15 protein-coding genes are annotated in these 14,960 nt (G+C 68.4%); 5 read left to right on the top strand and 10 right to left on the bottom strand.

Annotation, left to right across the window (positions count from 1 at the left end; translation table 11 throughout):
- The first annotated feature begins 99 nt into the window (after nucleotides 1-99).
- Entirely contained in the window at nucleotides 100-1,419 is a 1,320-nt protein-coding gene (locus ACFWGJ_RS19140; protein ID WP_387325755.1) for a hypothetical protein, read from the top strand.
- Nucleotides 1,420-1,458: 39 nt separating this feature from the next.
- Nucleotides 1,459-2,340, top strand: coding sequence for an alpha/beta fold hydrolase (locus ACFWGJ_RS19135; protein ID WP_387325753.1), 882 nt, complete (start codon nucleotides 1,459-1,461; stop codon nucleotides 2,338-2,340).
- 108 nt (nucleotides 2,341-2,448) lie between these two features.
- Here ACFWGJ_RS19135 and ACFWGJ_RS19130 read toward each other — a convergent pair whose 3' ends face one another.
- The 4 genes from ACFWGJ_RS19130 to ACFWGJ_RS19115 all read right to left on the bottom strand — a co-directional run bounded on the left by ACFWGJ_RS19130 (nucleotide 2,449) and on the right by ACFWGJ_RS19115 (nucleotide 6,660).
- Nucleotides 2,449-3,450 carry an AraC family transcriptional regulator gene (locus ACFWGJ_RS19130; RefSeq protein ID WP_387325751.1) on the bottom strand — a complete coding sequence of 334 codons (1,002 nt, stop codon included), beginning with the start codon at nucleotides 3,448-3,450 and terminating at the stop codon, nucleotides 2,449-2,451.
- A 72-nt stretch (nucleotides 3,451-3,522) separates the two neighbouring features.
- Nucleotides 3,523-4,440, bottom strand: a complete 918-nt coding sequence (locus tag ACFWGJ_RS19125; RefSeq protein WP_387325794.1) for an MBL fold metallo-hydrolase — start codon at nucleotides 4,438-4,440, stop codon at nucleotides 3,523-3,525.
- A gap of 106 nt (nucleotides 4,441-4,546) precedes the next feature.
- On the bottom strand, nucleotides 4,547-5,422 hold the full coding sequence (locus tag ACFWGJ_RS19120) for a catechol 1,2-dioxygenase (protein WP_387325749.1): 876 nt from the start codon (nucleotides 5,420-5,422) through the stop codon (nucleotides 4,547-4,549).
- A gap of 203 nt (nucleotides 5,423-5,625) precedes the next feature.
- The gene (locus tag ACFWGJ_RS19115; RefSeq protein ID WP_387325746.1) at nucleotides 5,626-6,660 is read right to left on the bottom strand and encodes an amidohydrolase family protein; all 1,035 of its coding nucleotides are present in this window, start codon (nucleotides 6,658-6,660) and stop codon (nucleotides 5,626-5,628) included.
- A 104-nt stretch (nucleotides 6,661-6,764) separates the two neighbouring features.
- Between ACFWGJ_RS19115 and ACFWGJ_RS19110 the strand changes: the two genes are divergently transcribed.
- Nucleotides 6,765-7,304 carry a MarR family winged helix-turn-helix transcriptional regulator gene (locus tag ACFWGJ_RS19110; RefSeq protein WP_387325743.1) on the top strand — a complete coding sequence of 180 codons (540 nt, stop codon included), beginning with the start codon at nucleotides 6,765-6,767 and terminating at the stop codon, nucleotides 7,302-7,304.
- A gap of 195 nt (nucleotides 7,305-7,499) precedes the next feature.
- Here the strand turns inward: ACFWGJ_RS19110 and ACFWGJ_RS19105 are convergent, their stop codons facing one another.
- From ACFWGJ_RS19105 to ACFWGJ_RS19095, 3 genes are all read right to left on the bottom strand, one after another.
- Entirely contained in the window at nucleotides 7,500-8,423 is a 924-nt protein-coding gene (locus ACFWGJ_RS19105; RefSeq protein ID WP_387325741.1) for an alpha/beta hydrolase, read from the bottom strand.
- Between the two features lie 193 nt (nucleotides 8,424-8,616).
- Nucleotides 8,617-9,603 (bottom strand): NADPH:quinone reductase, encoded by a 987-nt coding sequence (locus tag ACFWGJ_RS19100; protein WP_387325739.1) that lies wholly within the window; start codon nucleotides 9,601-9,603, stop codon nucleotides 8,617-8,619.
- A 219-nt stretch (nucleotides 9,604-9,822) separates the two neighbouring features.
- Complete coding sequence (locus ACFWGJ_RS19095) at nucleotides 9,823-10,659, bottom strand: enoyl-CoA hydratase/isomerase family protein (RefSeq protein ID WP_387325737.1); 837 nt, start codon at nucleotides 10,657-10,659, stop codon at nucleotides 9,823-9,825.
- A 107-nt stretch (nucleotides 10,660-10,766) separates the two neighbouring features.
- On the opposite strand from ACFWGJ_RS19095, the gene ACFWGJ_RS19090 reads away from it, so the two are divergent.
- The gene (locus ACFWGJ_RS19090) at nucleotides 10,767-11,159 is read left to right on the top strand and encodes a winged helix-turn-helix transcriptional regulator (protein ID WP_387325791.1); all 393 of its coding nucleotides are present in this window, start codon (nucleotides 10,767-10,769) and stop codon (nucleotides 11,157-11,159) included.
- Nucleotides 11,160-11,455: 296 nt separating this feature from the next.
- Here ACFWGJ_RS19090 and ACFWGJ_RS19085 read toward each other — a convergent pair whose 3' ends face one another.
- From ACFWGJ_RS19085 to ACFWGJ_RS19075, 3 genes are all read right to left on the bottom strand, one after another.
- Nucleotides 11,456-12,202 carry an SDR family oxidoreductase gene (locus tag ACFWGJ_RS19085; RefSeq protein ID WP_387325735.1) on the bottom strand — a complete coding sequence of 249 codons (747 nt, stop codon included), beginning with the start codon at nucleotides 12,200-12,202 and terminating at the stop codon, nucleotides 11,456-11,458.
- A 58-nt stretch (nucleotides 12,203-12,260) separates the two neighbouring features.
- The gene (locus ACFWGJ_RS19080) at nucleotides 12,261-13,343 is read right to left on the bottom strand and encodes an aldo/keto reductase (RefSeq protein ID WP_387325733.1); all 1,083 of its coding nucleotides are present in this window, start codon (nucleotides 13,341-13,343) and stop codon (nucleotides 12,261-12,263) included.
- Between the two features lie 71 nt (nucleotides 13,344-13,414).
- On the bottom strand, nucleotides 13,415-14,140 hold the full coding sequence (locus ACFWGJ_RS19075) for an SDR family oxidoreductase (RefSeq protein ID WP_387325731.1): 726 nt from the start codon (nucleotides 14,138-14,140) through the stop codon (nucleotides 13,415-13,417).
- A gap of 136 nt (nucleotides 14,141-14,276) precedes the next feature.
- Here ACFWGJ_RS19075 and ACFWGJ_RS19070 point away from each other — a divergent pair, with 136 nt between their 5' ends.
- On the top strand, nucleotides 14,277-14,840 hold the full coding sequence (locus tag ACFWGJ_RS19070) for a TetR/AcrR family transcriptional regulator (RefSeq protein ID WP_387325729.1): 564 nt from the start codon (nucleotides 14,277-14,279) through the stop codon (nucleotides 14,838-14,840).
- Nucleotides 14,841-14,960 lie beyond the last annotated feature (120 nt).

Here is a 14,960-nt window from a genome sequence, read left to right as displayed (position 1 = left end):
GCAAACTGTATCGAGCGATCCAGAAAAGAGATCCGTGCCCGCTCAGGCATCGGATCCGGCGACATCCACCCGCACTTCTTCGACGACCGAGGAGTAACCATGCCTCCCACGCCCGCCTCAACCGCGCTCGCGCTCGGTGCCGGCCGCTGGAACACCTTCCCCGCGACAGGCACCACCCTGACCGCCCGCGATTTCTTCACCGCCACCGAGCCGCTACTGCAGGGCATCATCGATGACAACGCCCTCACCAGCGCCGACGGCGAGGTGCTGGAGGAGCAGATTCGGGCGACACTCGCGCTGGGCACCCGGGAGACTTCCCTGCCGCTGACCGTCAGCCCGGACAGCGCCCTGGCGACGCGCGAACTGGGCGCACAGGCCGAGACCATCGGCCGGGAGCTCGCCTCCTGGGCCACCTCGACCCTGGAGAGGCTACTCACCGACCGGATACCGCTGCCCGCGGGGCCGCTGGTCGTCCGCAGCCACTGCTACGGCCATCTGCTCACCCCTGCCGCGGCCGATCTGCTCCTCGGCCGGCGCGGCGGACCCGTCACCATGCAGCTCTACAACGAGTGGGTCCACCAGATCGTCCTGTTGCGCGACGCCCTGCTGCCCTTCACCAACTGGCAGGACGTCCCGCTCCTGATCACCCCGACCGGACTGCGGCACACCGAACCCGCCCGCGACGCGTTCCTCACCGAACTCCTGGTCCGCCAGATCCGGCACACCAGCATCGTGGGCTTCGCCCGCCATGTCGTCACCGGCGCCCTTGGCCCGGAGGGCTACGGTTTCGAGTCGGGCGGCGCCGCTGTCCTGCCCGCCGTCCTCGGCCGACCGCCCCTGACCGCGCCCCGGCACCTGCTGTCCTGGCGCGCCGACGCGGCCGCCGAAGACACCGTCACGTATGTCGCCGAGGTGCAGGACTACTACGCCGCCCCTCGCACCCTCGTCGAGGACCTGCCACCCGCAAGCGCCGTACCAGGGCCGCTCTCCGCCCGTACCGTCATCGGGCCGGTCGCCGAAGGGACCCGCACCGCCTGTGTCGAGGTCACCCACGACGGCATCACCGTCCAGGTCGACCTCGGCCAGGCCCTGCGCGGCCACCGCTTCGCCCGTCGGCCGGACCCCGTCGCGGGCGACACACACTCCGAGGCCGCGCCCCGTACCGCAGATGTGTGGTCCGCGCTCCGCGCACCGGGACTGGTGTGGACTCAAGCAGGCGACGTCACTCTGGACGCCACCGGTCAGGACGACCTCGTCGTCCTGGCTCTGCTCGGCAGGCTCTACCCGGAGAACGTCACCCTGCGCCCCGCCGGACACTTCGCCGACAACTTCGCCGACCGTTCCGCAGGCCGGACGTCCCCGGACCGGACCGGGCCGAGCCGTCTGGTGACCCTCGTCGGCACTCCGCAAGGTCACTGACAGCCGCACCGCGAAGTACACCAAGAAGGCTGGAAAAGCATGATGTTCGACCATGAAGGAATGCCCGTCGTCACCGGTCGGGTCGCCGTCAACGGAACGAGTCTGCACTACCGCACCGCCGGGACCAGACCCGCGGTGGTGCTTCTGCACGGCGTGCCCAAGACCGGCTATCACTGGCGCCACCTCGTCCCGAAGCTGACGCCCCACCACACCGTCGTGGTGCCGGACCTCCGCGGTCTCGGTGACTCCGCCCGCCCCTCGGACGGCTACGACTGCGCGACGATGAGCGACGACATCGCCGAGTTGATGACCCACCTCGGACACGAGACGTACGCCGTGGCGGGCGAGGACTGGGGAGCGGTGATCGGCTACCAGCTCGCCGCACGCCGCCGCGACCACGTCACCGCGCTCGCGTTCGCCGAGGCACTTCTCCCCGGATTCGGGTTCGAGGACCACACGGCCCTCACCCATGAGAACGTCTCCCGCGGCATGCACCTGTGGCATCTGGGCTTCTACTTCCATCCCGACGTCCCCGAGATGCTGATCTCCGGACACGAGCGTGAGCTGATCACCCACATGATCAAGTCCGAGCGCAGTATCCCGGACAGCGCCACCCCCGACGCGATCGACGAGTACGTGCGCTGCTACTCCATGCCCGGCGGCATACGAGCGATGCTCTCCATCTACCGGGCCATGCTCGTCGACGCCGAACAGAACCGGCAGGCCGCACAGAAGAAGCTGGACGTCCCGGTCCTGGCGCTCGGTGGATCCGCGTTCATCGGCGACCGCAACGAATCCCAGATGCGCCTCGTGGCCCACGACGTCACCGGACACGTCTTCGACGCCGGCCACGACCTGGCGGAGGAAGTGCCCGAGGAGATGGCTGACATCGTCCTGCCGTTCCTGGCTAGGCACCGGTGACCGCACCCGGCCGTCGAGGCCTGCGCCCTGAACTGGCCGCGCAGGGCGCGACTGGCCGTCGACAGGCGCGTACGCCCTTGACCGTTCGCCGTTCGCCGTTCGGTCAGGTCACACATTGCTGAAGCTGTCTTTCGAGGTTCCGTCAGCATGCGAGCGTTCGGTCACTCCGGACTCGGGATGCCATCGGGTCGGATGCTGGTCGCCGACGTGTGTGAGCCGGTAGCGGCCGGGGGAGATGCCGTGCTCGCGTTTGAAGGCGTGGGCGAAGGCGTACCGCGAGCTGTACCCGATGTCCTGCGCGACGGACTCAAGGGACGCGCCGCTTTCCTTGAGCAGGCGGGCGGCGACACTCAGCCGCCACCAGGTCAGATAGGTCAGCGGGGGCTCTCCCACCAGAGCGGTGAACCGGCGCGCGAAGGCCGCACGGGACAGGTTGGCCCGCTTGCCCAGTTCCTCGACGGTCCATGCACGGGCCGGGGACTCGTGCATGGCACTGAGAGCGGCGCCGACCGCCGGGTCGGCCAGGGCCGCGGACCAGCCGGGCGCACCGTGATCGGCCTCGTCCTGGAGCCAGGCCCGAAGTATGTAGACCAGCAGCAGGTCGAGCAGCGTGGACAGGGCGGCGCTGGAGCCCTGTCGTGGGTTCGCCAGTTCGTCGCCCAGGAGGGAGACGGCGGAGCGCAGCGCGGGGTGGCGTCCGATCTGCGAGCGCAGGTGGATGACGTCCGGCAGGGCGGACAGGAGGGGGTGGGACCGCGTCCGGTCGAGTCGGTAGGCCCCGCACAGCAAGGAGGTGAGGCCTTCGGAGTTCGTGTCGGTGCTGCCTTGCTCCCGCAGGACGTGCTGGGTGCCGTGCGGGGTGAGGATCACGTCGCCGATGTCCAGGGTGAGGGACCGGCCGTCGGGCATCAGCAGTTCGCACGATCCCTTCAAAACGATGTGGAACCCTGCTCCGGCGAAGGGTGCGAAGGGCGTATGCCATGTGCCGGCGCGGTCCTCCTGGTTGGCGAAGGGGCGGCCTGAACGCAGAGAGGCGATGACGTCACTGAGCACGTCCACATCCGTCGAGGTGCGCGGCTGAAGGGCGGCGGGTTCTGGGCAGGTGCTCATGGTCTCGTTCGCTGCGGGGGGGGGTGATGACAGAGCGGGCGTGGGCGATCGGGCGGACGCGCGGGGTTGGCCCTACGCCTCCGGCGCGGTCAGGGGCGCCCACTGTTTGATGGCGAAGTCCCTTCCTTCCCGTACGACTTCTGCGGCTCCGGCACCGCCCAGATGGGCCGGGATGATGAGGGCGTTGGTGTCCGCGGCTTCTTCCAGCATGCGCCGGCGAGTCCTGGCCGCCTGCGGCTGGTCCTCGCTCAGGCAGGTGTCGTGGTCGGGCGTGAGGAGCTGCAGCGGCGTGTGGACGAGGTCTCCGACGAAGAAGGCACGGTCCGTGCCGGAGTGCAGCTTGAGTACGGTGGAGCCTGGGGTGTGCCCGGGAGCCAGGTGCAGGGAGAGGCCGGCGTCGACGGAGTGCTCGGTGCCTTCCCACACCAGGGCCTGACCAGCCCGCTCAATGGGAAGCACGCTGTCGAAGAAGCCCGCCCTGCTGTCGGCGGGGTCGGCGAAGTCGGACGCGTGGGCGATGCCGTTGGCGGGGTTCCAGTAGTCGAAGTCCGCCTTGTGCATCAGGTAGCGGGCATGGGGGAAAGTCGGCACCCACTCCCCGTCCTGCAACCGGGTGTTCCACCCGACGTGGTCGGTGTGCAGGTGGGTGTTGACGACCGTGTCCACCTCGTCGGGCCGTACGCCGATCGCGGCGAGCCGGTGCAGGAAGTCGCCGTCGCGATCGGCCGACAGGCCGTGCACGCGAGGCTTGTCGTTGCCCAGTCCGGTGTCCACCAGGATCGTGCGACCCTGCCCCCGTATCACCCAGGTCTGCATGTGGGCCTGGTAGTCGCCGGTCGTGGCGTCCCAGAAATGCGGGTCCAGCCAGGCTCGGTGCTCGTGCCACGTCCGTGCGGGCAGGGAGGGGAAGAGCACTCCGGCCGGTGCGAAACCACCGTGCCACTCGGTGACGCGGGTGATCTCGAAGTTCCCCAGGGTGAAGGTCTGCATGATCCGACCGTAGGAGCGGTCCGTGGCACGCGCCATCATCATGCGTACCTGATGGATGCGGGAGCGTCTCGCTGAAGAGGTCATGGAGGACGGCCGTCCTTGATGTTCACCGTCGGGACACCGTGCTTCCCTCCGGGACAGGTCGCAGGACGAAGTCGTGGGTGAGGGTGCGGTACGGCTGGTCGAGGCCGCGGGTCCGGTGGTCTTCGTGACGGATCGTCTCCTTGACCGCCTGCGCGGGTACCGCGCCTTCGATGGTGCTCTCGACCAGCGGGTCACCGTCGAAGTAGATCTGGGTGGTCAAGGGCAGGCACGCGTCGGCTGAGACGATCGCGTGGATGTGCCGTGGGCGCCGGCCTTCGAGCCGCAGTGTCCGGGTCAGCGCGGCGAGCGGGCTGTCCGTGGCCAGTCCGAATGTTTCGGTACCGGGCATCACCGTTCGGAACTCGTACCGGCCGTCGGCGTCGGCGATGACCCTACCGCGGAGGTTGTTCGCGGGGACACCGGTGGAGTCGTTGGGGATGTCCAGCGGTGCGAAGTCGCTGCTGTCCATGCCCGAGTAGACGTCGTTCGCGTCGATCTGCCAGACCTCCACGGCCGCACCCGGCAAGGGGGCGCCCAGGGTGGTGCGCACCCTCCCGCCGACGATGAGAGGTTCCCCGGGCTCATCGGGCCGCATCGGCAGGACGGCCGGGGTGTGCAGGACGGGGGCGCCGGGCCGGTGGGCGGGGCCCTCCATCTCCCAGTGACTCGCGCCGTCCTTCTCCGCGTGTGCGTAGGCCGCACCAGCGGTCCCTTTGAGGACGGTCTTGTAGAACAACACACTCGCAGACGTCAATTCGCCCGCGTCCGCGACCTGTTGCAGCCAGTCGACGCCTGCGAGCAACTCGTCGAGCGTGACCTGGTGTTTCAGGATGACGTCGTCGACGGCACGGCGCAGATCTGCGAACACGACCCGCACTCGGGCCTCGGCTTCCCTCATGTGCGTCACTCCTCGGAATTTCCAGGCATCAGCGGGGTGGTGATGCCTGACCAATGGGCATCATCGATCTCAGGGGTGTCGGTGGTCCGTCGTACCTGTATGAGCGCGCCGGGACAGGAGAGTCCCGCTGCCCTGGGTTGAACACCACGAGTCGCCCTCATCGGCAGGGACCGGGCCGCGCCGCCCGTGGTGACACGGTTGGCTCAGCGCCGGATACCGGCGACGAGTCCCTCCCAGTTCCGGAAGGCGATGCGTTCGCGGGTGGCCTCGTCGATCGCGGCCAGCTCCAGGAAGCGCCGCGCGGAACCGGCGCGTTCCTGGTTGAACGGGTGGTCGGAGGCGTACATGATCCTCTCGGCGCCCACCGTCTCCAGACTCCACCGCAAGTAGGTGTGGCTGGAGATACCGCCCGGGGTGATGAAGATGTTCGAGCGGAAGTACTCCGCGATGGGGCGCCGGAGGGTCGTGAGGGGGTCCATGGCCGCGATGCGGTCGAGGTAGAACAACACGACCTCGCCCCAGTGCCCCAAGATCACCTGCAGCGCGGGGAACCGGTCGAAGACACCGGCGACGATCATCCGGAGCACGGTCAGTCCGGCGTCGTAGTGCCAGCCGAACGCCCCGGTCGCGAGCATGCTGTCCACCGGTTCGCCGAAACCACGGTAGTAGGCCGCGGTGACGGCCGGGAACGGGACGCTCGGATGCAGGTAGACCGGTGCGCGCAGGTCCTCCGCGGCCTCGTAGATGTCCCAGAAGTACGGGTCGTCCAGGGCACGGCCGCCGGAGTTCGCGTTCACCAGGGTCCCGTTGAAACCGAGTTCGGTGACGGCGCGCCGCAGTTCGTCGGCCGCGGCCGACGGCGTGGAGGTGGCGAGCGCCGCGAACCCCTGCAAACGCTGGGGGTAGCGGCGTACGGCGGCGGCGATCGCGTCGTTGGTGGACACCTGGAGGGCGACCGCTTCCGCCGCGTCGAGGTTCTGCAGACCCGGCGTCGTGAGGGACAGCACCGCCGTGTCGATCCCGGCGTCGTCCATCGCGGCGACGCGCGCGGACCCCGTGTCCAGCAGCGCCGGCGTGATGTCGCTGTCGAGGGCCCACTTCATCATCGGTTCGGCCAGGTGCGGATCGCGCCGGCGCCACGCGGCGATCACATCGGCGGTGATGAAGTGCTCTTCCAGTGCGTAGAGGTTCAGCGGCGCCGGGCCTCGGTGGACGTCACCGAGTTTCAGCTTGCTCATGGGGGAGCCTCCCGGATCCACCTTGACTTGAATGTTCAAGTCAGACCGTAACCCGCTTCACTTGAATCCTCAAGTGTGTGGAGAGGGGCCAGTAGACTGCGCTCATGTCTGTCTCAGGAGGGCCGAGCGGGTCCGGACCGCGCTGGCTGAGTGGTGAACAGCTCGCGGCGTGGCGGGGGTTGATGAAACTCCTCCACGCGCTGCCCGCCGCTCTGGAGTCGCAGCTCCAGCAGGATTCGAAGCTCAGCTTCATCGAGTACTACGTGCTGGCCCACCTCTCCGACCAGCCCGAGCGGCGTATGCGGATGAGCGAGCTGGCGGCCCTGGCCCATACGGAGCTGTCCCGGTTGTCCCACATGATCGGCCGCCTGGAGAAGCGCGACTTCGTCCGCCGTGAACCCGACCCGCGCAATGGGCGGTACACGCAAGCGATCTTGACCGAGACCGGTTACGCCTACCTGGCGGAAGCGGCTCCCGGACACGTCGACCGCGTGCTGAGTCTGTTCGTCGACGCCGTGACGCCGGAGGAACTGAGGACGCTGCATCAGATCACCCACAAGGTGCTCGCCCGAGTCGAGCGCCCGCAGAGCGAAACGGTGGACGACCGGAGCCCACGCGCACCATCGGGGCGGACGGTCGCGTGATCCGGACGCCTCCCACCGGGAGCCGCCGCGGGGCACGAGGCGGTGGGGCACAGCCTGGTGGGATACGGGTCGGATGAAGAGCTCTTGGTCAGCGGGCTTGAGTCGTTCCCGCGGGCGCGGGCGTGTGTGAACAGCAGGCTGTCAGCGCCCATATGGATCTCCAGGACTTGGAGCGGGGTCCTTCTGGGATCGCGGTCAGCTCTGTGTTGCGGTGATCCGGTCGTGCAGCCAGGATTCGATGCCGCTGAGCGCGGTCCCGGCCATGGCGGTGGCGTGGTTCGTGAAGCCGTGGGGTGCGTGGGGGTAGACGCGGAGTTCGACGTCGTTGCCGGCCGCTGACAACCGGCCTGCCAGCGCCAGGTTGTCCTCCAGCAATACGTCTGTGCTTCCGACGACCAGTAGCGTTGGGGGAAGGCCGCGTAGAACGCCGTAGAGGGGAGAGATGTCCGGAACCGTGCGGTCCTCCCTGTGGCCGACGTACGCCTGGATGAAGTACTCGTCCGAGATACGGCGACCGGCGGGGGTTCGTGCGCTCAGGTCGTAGGTGCCGAACTGGAGCGCGGCGCCGGTGAATCGGCTGACAGCATCTTTGTCTCGCAGCCGGAGCAGGGTCGCCAGGGCGAGTGTGGCTCCCGCGGAGCTCCCGCCGATCGCGAGTCGGGACGTTCCGAAGCGGGCGTCGGCTTCTGCGACGAGCCAGAGCGCCACTGCTTCGCAGTCGTCAGGTGCCGCGGGCCAGGGGTGCTCGGGGGCCAGCCGGTAGTCGACGCTGACAACGGCGAGTCCCAGGGCGTCCGCGAGTTCGCGGTTGCGTCGGTCTCCTCGCGCTGCGGAGTCCATGTAGAAGCCGCCGCCGTGTATGTCCAGGTATACGCCCCGAGGCGAACCGTCGACAGGAGTGAAGATCCTGACGGGGACGCGCGCTTGCGCGGTTTCGATCGTCTCTTCGATGGCAGGCGGGTCGGCGGCAGGAGGAGCATGCCTCTTCGTCCGGGCCTCCTTCAGCTCCTTGAGTGAGCTGGGGCCACGGCCTGCCACCCGCGACGCGTAGAAGTCACGAGCTTCATCGACCTGCTCCGCGGGCACGTCAGCCAACAGTGCGTCCAGCGCGAATCGCACGCGCCCTCCTCATCACGGGGGTCTCCAACGCCAAGCTATCGGGGAAGAGTGCGCACGTGCGCCGCCGGGGTGGCGTCGAGCTGTCGTCGCAGCGTGTTGATCCCGTCGCCGTGTTGTGCTGCCCGCCGGGACAGGCCGTGGCCTGGAATTCCGCCATGGCCTTGCGTTGCCTTCGGACAGGTCCTTCAAGCGATCAACGCAGGTCGAGTACAGCCTTTCCGACGAGGCCGTTCTCGACAGCCTCGTGTGCGAGCGCCACGTCGTCGAGGCTGAAGGAGTGCACCGGCAACGGCGTGAGAGCGTCCTCGTGCAGGGCGGCGGTGATCTCTGTGGCGGCGCGCACCAGCGCTTCGCGCGGTTCGGTGAGAAACAGTGCGAACCGCAGCACCAGGTTGGACCACATGAGCCGGAAGACCGGCAGGGTCGGGTCGTCGGGCGGCGCCGCGTAGGTCACGATGGTCGCGCCCGGGCCGGTGACGGCCAGGTCCAGTTCGAGGTTGTCGGCCAGCGACACCTCAATGACCCGGTCGACGGGCCCGGCTCCGTCGAGGATCTGCTGGGCGGCGTCGGGGTCGCGGTAGTTCACGACGAGGTCCGCGCCCGCGGCCCTGGCCAGCGCGGCTTTTTCCGGGCCGCTGACCGTGGTCGCGATTCGTGCGCCCGCGATCCTGCCGAGTTCGATCGCGTAGTGCCCGACGGCGCCCGCACCGGCTGCGACGAGTACGGTGCGGCCGTGGGGTGAGCCGTCGGCGTGCAGGCACCAGTGCGCGGTCATCGCCGGAATGCCGAGGCAGGCGCCGAGCTCGTCGGAGACCTTGTCCGGTAGTGCGACGGCCTGCTCGGACGGTACGACGGTCCATTCTGCCGCGGTTCCCCACGGATGGCCGGCGCCGGCCATCCAGATCCACACGCGTTCACCGATCCGGCTCGAATCGACGCCCGCGCCGACCGCGTCGATCGTGCCGGTGCCGTCCTGGTGCGGGATGCAGCCGGTGTGCTCGCCTACGCGCTGGAAGTCCTGGGCGGTGGAGTTGAGCCGTATGAACAGGTCGCCCGGGTTGATCGCCGAGAGAGCGACGCGGACGCGGACCTGGCCGGGGCGGGGCTCGGGGCGCTCGACGTCCAGTACCCGCAGCACGCTCCTGGCGGGACCGGGCGTGTCGTAGAAGGCGGCTCTCATTGGTTCATGTCTCCTCTTGAGTGTGGCGCGATCCACGGCACTGGCCGGGGGAACGCTCACGTCACCACGGTGGGGTCCTTCACCACGTCGATGTGGTTTGTCGGCGCACCGGCCGGGCCCGGGGCGCTCGCGGCGTGTCTGCGGCATGGACGCGGACGGATGCCGTTCATGGGCGCGGACGGATTCTGTCCGCGGGCTTTGCGGTCCGTGACTTCCGCTCTACAGGCCGGCGGCGACGCTTCGCAGGAGGGATTCCAGATCGCGCTCGCCCGCAGGGGTCTGCGCACCCTGCTCAAGGGCCCCTGTCATGAGTCGTGGAGGCAGAGTCCCGTTCACCAGCTCGGCCCATGAGTCGTTCTCCGCTCGCAGGCCCTCGGTCAGGTCCGCCGGAGGAACCAGTTGCTTGGCGGCGGCGATGAGCTCCGGGGAAAGTGAGGCGATCTTCTCCGCCACCCCGTCGACGAACGCGTCCAGCTCGGCCGCGGGCACCGCACGGTTGATCCAGCCGTAGGCGGCCGCGGTGTCCGCATCCACCAGGTCACCGGTGAGCAGGAGTTCCAGCGCACGGTTGCGCCCGACCCGCTCGCCCAGGTACTGCGTGCCTCCACCGCCCGGCACGATGCCCATCAGCACCTCGCTCTGCCCGATGCCCGCGCTCTCTCGCGCGGCGAACGTCATGTCGGCCGCCGTGACGAATTCGGCGCCGCCGGCGCGCGCCTTGCCCGCCAGTTTGACGATCGTCACCTGCGGCTGGTGGCGCAGCAGTTCGCCGACCCCCTGGAAGAGGTTGGCGTCCGGGTTACGGTCCGCGATCGCGTGCAGTTCGTTCATCTCGCCGAGAATGTGGATGTCGACGTGTGCGATGAAGAGCTCGGGGTTGGCGCTGGAGAACACGATGACACGCACCGAGCGATCGTCCCGCAGCGTCCCGAGGACGTCGTGCAGTTCCCGGATCAGGGTGCCGCTGAGCACGTTGACCGGGGGGTTGTCCAGGGTGATCCGTGCGACTCCGGCGTCGATCGCGACGTGGAGTGTCGTGTACTCGTGCAGGTTCATGAGTGTTCCAAGGTTTGCGGTGAGCCAGTAGGTTTGCGATGCATACCTACCCTGGGCTCTGCGCCGAGGACGGTCAATAACGCACTTTTCGACAACTAAGGATCATGATGGATACCAGCCCCGCCCCCCGGGCGCCCCGCGGCATGCCCCGTTTCAGCGCCGAGTGCCCGAGCCGGCCCATCCTCGATCAGATCGCCGACAAGTGGTCCATGATGGTCCTGGCGGTCCTGGAGCAACCGACGCGGTTCAATGAGATCAAGCGACAGTTGGAGGGCGTCACACAGCGGGTACTGACGCAGACACTGCGCAAACTCGAACGCAACGGCCTGATCCAGCGTCGGGTGCTCGCTACCTCCCCCCTCGGCGTGGAGTACTCCCTCACACCCCTCGGCGAGTCCTTCCGTGAACCCTTCACCCGTCTGTACGACTGGACGGTCGAGCACAGCGGCCAGGTCCTGACGGCGCAGCAGGAGTACGACGCGCGGTCATCGGGACAGTGAACAGGTGACCTGATGTTCACGTGCGGTTTGTTCCAGGCGGGGCCAGGGAGGCGTAGCCGGCGTCGACCAGGTGCTCGGCCGGCAGCAAGGAATGCATCCAGGGCGAGCAGTCCGGAGGCGCCGAAGGCCCACGCGGCCTCGACGTATTCCCGCTCCCGGACCGTGGTCACCGGAGCGCGTACGACGTGCGCCATCTGGGGGACGCGGCTTGATCGACACGATCACGTGTTGCAGCGTCCCCCTTGGCCGCCGTTATGGCCGGTCTCACACCCGCGGCGGGATGGCGGCAGGCGAGTTCAGAGCTGGGTTTCGCCACCGTCCACGGTCAGCTCGATGCCGGTGCTGTACGTGGCATCGAAGGCGAGGAACGCGGCCGCCTTGGCGAACTCCTCGACGGTGCCGTAGCGCTTCATGGGGTTGCTCGCTGTCCGCTCCGCCCTGAACTGGGCAACGGCCTCTTCGGACAAGTTCATCGTGTCCAGAATCCCCGAGTCGATGGGGCCCGGGCTGATCGCATTGACACGGATCCCCCGTGGAAGCAGCTCGCGGGAGAAGGTGCGGGCCATCGAGCGCAGCGCCGCCTTGCCGGCCGCGTAGACGCTGGTGTCCGCCATGCCCATGACGTTCGCGATCGAGGTGGTGAGGACGATGCCGGCGTTCGAGCTCAGCAGCGGGGCGAGCTTCTGCACCGTGAAGAAGGCGCCCTTGACGTTGATGGCGAACACCTCGTCGTACACGTCCTCGGTCGTCGACCCGAGAGGCGTGAGGGGTGAGACGCCGGCGTTGACGAACAAGGCATCGATCGAGCCGAGCTCGCTCTTCACCCGGCCGGCGAGCACATCCAGGTCGGACAGTGAGGCCACATCCGCCCGCACGGCCACGGCATTGTCGCCGAGCCGCTCACGTGCCGCGTCGAGCTTGGCCTGAGAACGGCCGGTGATCACCACGCGGGCTCCGCCGTGCACCAGCAGCTTCGCCAGCGCGAACCCCATGCCGCTGCTGCCACCCGTGATCACCACACTCTTGTCGTTGTACTCACCCATACCGGGGGTTGCTCCGTTCCATCATCAAAAGCATGCCGAGATATCCGGATGTCACCGCTCATGAAGCGAATGAACGAGGGGTTTCGATCTTCATGTCGCCTGCGGTGACCGCGCGGATGTGATCGCTGGCGAGCAGCGAGTGCGGATTGCCGAGGTCAATGGCGCTGACCTCGTCGAGACGGGTCACGTGGGAAGGAGTGAGCTCGACCTGCAGGGCGCCCAGGTTGTCCTCCAGCTGTGCGATGGTGCGGGCGCCGATGATGGGTGCCGTTACGCCCGGGGCGTTCAGCGCCCAGGCCAGTGCGACCTGGGCGGGTGTGCGGCCCAGCTCCGATGCCACTTCCTTCACCGCCTCGGCGATGGCGAGGTTGCGGTCGGTGACCCATCCCAGGGCGACGTTGAGGCTCTTGCGGTTGTTGGCGGTTTCGCCGACAACGGAGCCCGCCGGCGTCCGGTCCTCTCGGCTGTACTTGCCGGTGAGCACCCCGCCGCCCAACGGGGAGAAGGGGACCACGCCGAGTCCCATCTCGCGTGCCATCGGAACCAGGTCACGCTCCGCGGTGCGCTCGATCAGGCTGTACTCGGTCTCCAGCGCGACCAGCGGCGACCAGCCGCGCAGGTCGGCGATCGCCTGCATGCGCGACACCTGCCAGGCCGGGGCGCTGGAGATCGCCACGTACAGCACCTTGCCCTGCCTCACCAGGTCGTCCAGGCCCCGCAGGATTTCCTCCACCGGTGTCCTGAAGTCCCAGACGTTCACGTAGAGCAGATCGATGTAGTCGGTGTCCAGTTGCCGCAGACTGGCTTCCACCGACGCCAGCATGCTCTTGCGGTGGGTACCCCCGGCATTCGGGTCGCCGGGCCGGCGCAGCGTCGAGTACTTCGTCGCCAGCACCATCTTGTCGCGGTCGGTGCGGGCGAATTCGCCGAGCAGTCGCTCGGAACTGCCGTTGGTGTAGGTGCTGGCGGTGTCGAAGAAGTTGCCGCCGAGTTCGGTGTAGCGGTCGAAGAGCTTGCGCGCCTCGTCGCGCTCGGCGCCCCAGCCCCACTCCGTGCCGAAGGTCGCCGTGCCCAGCGCCAGCGGTGAGACCCGGAGTCCGGAACGGCCCAGCAGCCGATAAGTGTCCAGAGACAGTGCCATCGTGTTCTCCTGTGAGGTGTGCGGTTCATGGCGTTCGAGAGATGTGGATGGGTGGTCGGCTCGCCTGGGTCTCAGGCGCCGAGCCCGTAGCCGCCGGCCACGGTGATGTCCTGGCCGGTGATGTAGCCGGCGGCGTCCGAGGCGAGGAAGGCGACTGCTTCAGCGACCTCCTGGCTGGACCCGAAGCGCTCGAAGGGGATCTTCGAGCGCATGGCGGCCCGGCCGCTCTCGGGCACCCCCAGCTTGTTGAGCAGCGGGGTGTCGGTGGCCCCGGGGCTCACGGCGTTGACCCGAATTCTGCGCGGGGCCAGTTCGAGCGCCAGCGAGGGCAGCATGGCCAGCAGCGCGCCGCGTGTCGCCGCCCCCACCGTGGCGCCAGGGGTGCCGCGACGGGATCCGATGCCGACGGTCAGCACGATCGAGCCGCCGTCGCTCATGAGGGGAAGGGCCTTTTGGAGAGTGAAGTACTGGCCCTTGAAGTTGAGGTCGGCGTGCTCGTCGAATGATTCTTCCGTCACCTCGGCGACCGGTGCCGGACGGAAGATCCCGGCGTTGAGGAAGAGCAGGTCCAACGATCCGAACCGCGCCGAAACCGCTGACATCAGGGCATCGGTGTCGGCGAGCACGCGCCCGTCTGATCGGACGACGAGTACGTCGCCGGGGAGCTCGGACCGCGCCCGCGCGAGGGACTCGGGATTCTGTCCGGTGACCGCGACCCGGTAGCCGCGGGCGTGCAGCAGCTCGGCCGTCGCTCTGCCGATCCCGGTCGTCCCCCCAGTGATGAGAGCTGTAGGCATGGCAGACCTTTCGTCGCCTGAAGGATGGTGAGCCGTTGGTAATCGGGGAACTCCCCGTTTGTCACACCGTACACTGAACCGGGGACATCCCCGAATCGTTCCCGAGCCTCACCCGACACTCACGATCGCGAAGGTCATGACTCCTCCACGCAGCACCCTGCGCGCCGACGCGCGGCGCAACCGCGAGCAGCTGATCGCCACGGCTGCCGAAGCCTTCGCGTCCGGGCGCACGATCTCGCTGGACGCGATCGCCAAACGCGCGGGAGTGGGGAACGCCACCCTGTACCGGCACTTCCCCACCCGGGAGGATCTGGTCGAAGAGGTCTACCGGGACCAGATCCGGCCCCTGCGCGAAGACGCGCGCACCCTGCTGGCTGCCAAGCCGCCCGCACAGGCCCTCCACGCGTGGATGCTCCGATTCGCCGACTGGGCCGGTGAACGACGCGGCATCTGCGAGGCCCTGGTCGCCATGAGCGCTTCCGGCCGCTTCGGCACCGGACCGGTCTGCGACGAGGTCCAGCAGGTCCTGGCGATGGTGCTTGAGGCCGGGGCCGCAGCAGGAGAACTGCGCAGCGACATCGACCCGGTCGAGGTAGGCGGCATCCTCGCTGGTCTGCTCTCGGTGGCCGGCGCACCCGATCAGCGTCCTCAGCTGAACCGAATGCTGGACGTCGTCGTCGACGGACTCAGGCCCCGCTAGGGCCTGTCTGACAATTCCCGTCTGCCGCGCGACGCCATGCACGCCCTCTCGCCGCACCGGGCGCAGAGCCAAGTACGTCCAGTACGAGGCGGGGGACCCGGGCGGGCGGGGGCCCGGCCC

It is taken from the genome of Streptomyces sp. NPDC060205 (assembly GCF_042728395.1).
Classification (GTDB): Bacteria; Actinomycetota; Actinomycetes; order Streptomycetales; family Streptomycetaceae; genus Streptomyces.
Note: the sequence above shows the minus strand (reverse complement) of the source record. Positions and strands in the feature narration are given on the sequence as shown.

Excerpts from the sequence above, each read along its gene's own strand:
- ACFWGJ_RS19140 (WP_387325755.1), top strand. The coding sequence starts at position 100 with ATGCCTCCCACGCCCGCCTCAACCGCGCTCGCGCTCGGTGCCGGCCGC.
- ACFWGJ_RS19135 (WP_387325753.1), top strand. The coding sequence starts at position 1,459 with ATGATGTTCGACCATGAAGGAATGCCCGTCGTCACCGGTCGGGTCGCC.
- ACFWGJ_RS19130 (WP_387325751.1), bottom strand. The coding sequence starts at position 3,450 with ATGAGCACCTGCCCAGAACCCGCCGCCCTTCAGCCGCGCACCTCGACG.
- ACFWGJ_RS19125 (WP_387325794.1), bottom strand. The coding sequence starts at position 4,440 with ATGCAGACCTTCACCCTGGGGAACTTCGAGATCACCCGCGTCACCGAG.
- ACFWGJ_RS19120 (WP_387325749.1), bottom strand. The coding sequence starts at position 5,422 with ATGAGGGAAGCCGAGGCCCGAGTGCGGGTCGTGTTCGCAGATCTGCGC.
- ACFWGJ_RS19115 (WP_387325746.1), bottom strand. The coding sequence starts at position 6,660 with ATGAGCAAGCTGAAACTCGGTGACGTCCACCGAGGCCCGGCGCCGCTG.
- ACFWGJ_RS19110 (WP_387325743.1), top strand. The coding sequence starts at position 6,765 with ATGTCTGTCTCAGGAGGGCCGAGCGGGTCCGGACCGCGCTGGCTGAGT.
- ACFWGJ_RS19100 (WP_387325739.1), bottom strand. The coding sequence starts at position 9,603 with ATGAGAGCCGCCTTCTACGACACGCCCGGTCCCGCCAGGAGCGTGCTG.
- ACFWGJ_RS19095 (WP_387325737.1), bottom strand. The coding sequence starts at position 10,659 with ATGAACCTGCACGAGTACACGACACTCCACGTCGCGATCGACGCCGGA.
- ACFWGJ_RS19090 (WP_387325791.1), top strand. The coding sequence starts at position 10,767 with ATGGATACCAGCCCCGCCCCCCGGGCGCCCCGCGGCATGCCCCGTTTC.
- ACFWGJ_RS19085 (WP_387325735.1), bottom strand. The coding sequence starts at position 12,202 with ATGGGTGAGTACAACGACAAGAGTGTGGTGATCACGGGTGGCAGCAGC.
- ACFWGJ_RS19080 (WP_387325733.1), bottom strand. The coding sequence starts at position 13,343 with ATGGCACTGTCTCTGGACACTTATCGGCTGCTGGGCCGTTCCGGACTC.
- ACFWGJ_RS19075 (WP_387325731.1), bottom strand. The coding sequence starts at position 14,140 with ATGCCTACAGCTCTCATCACTGGGGGGACGACCGGGATCGGCAGAGCG.
- ACFWGJ_RS19070 (WP_387325729.1), top strand. The coding sequence starts at position 14,277 with ATGACTCCTCCACGCAGCACCCTGCGCGCCGACGCGCGGCGCAACCGC.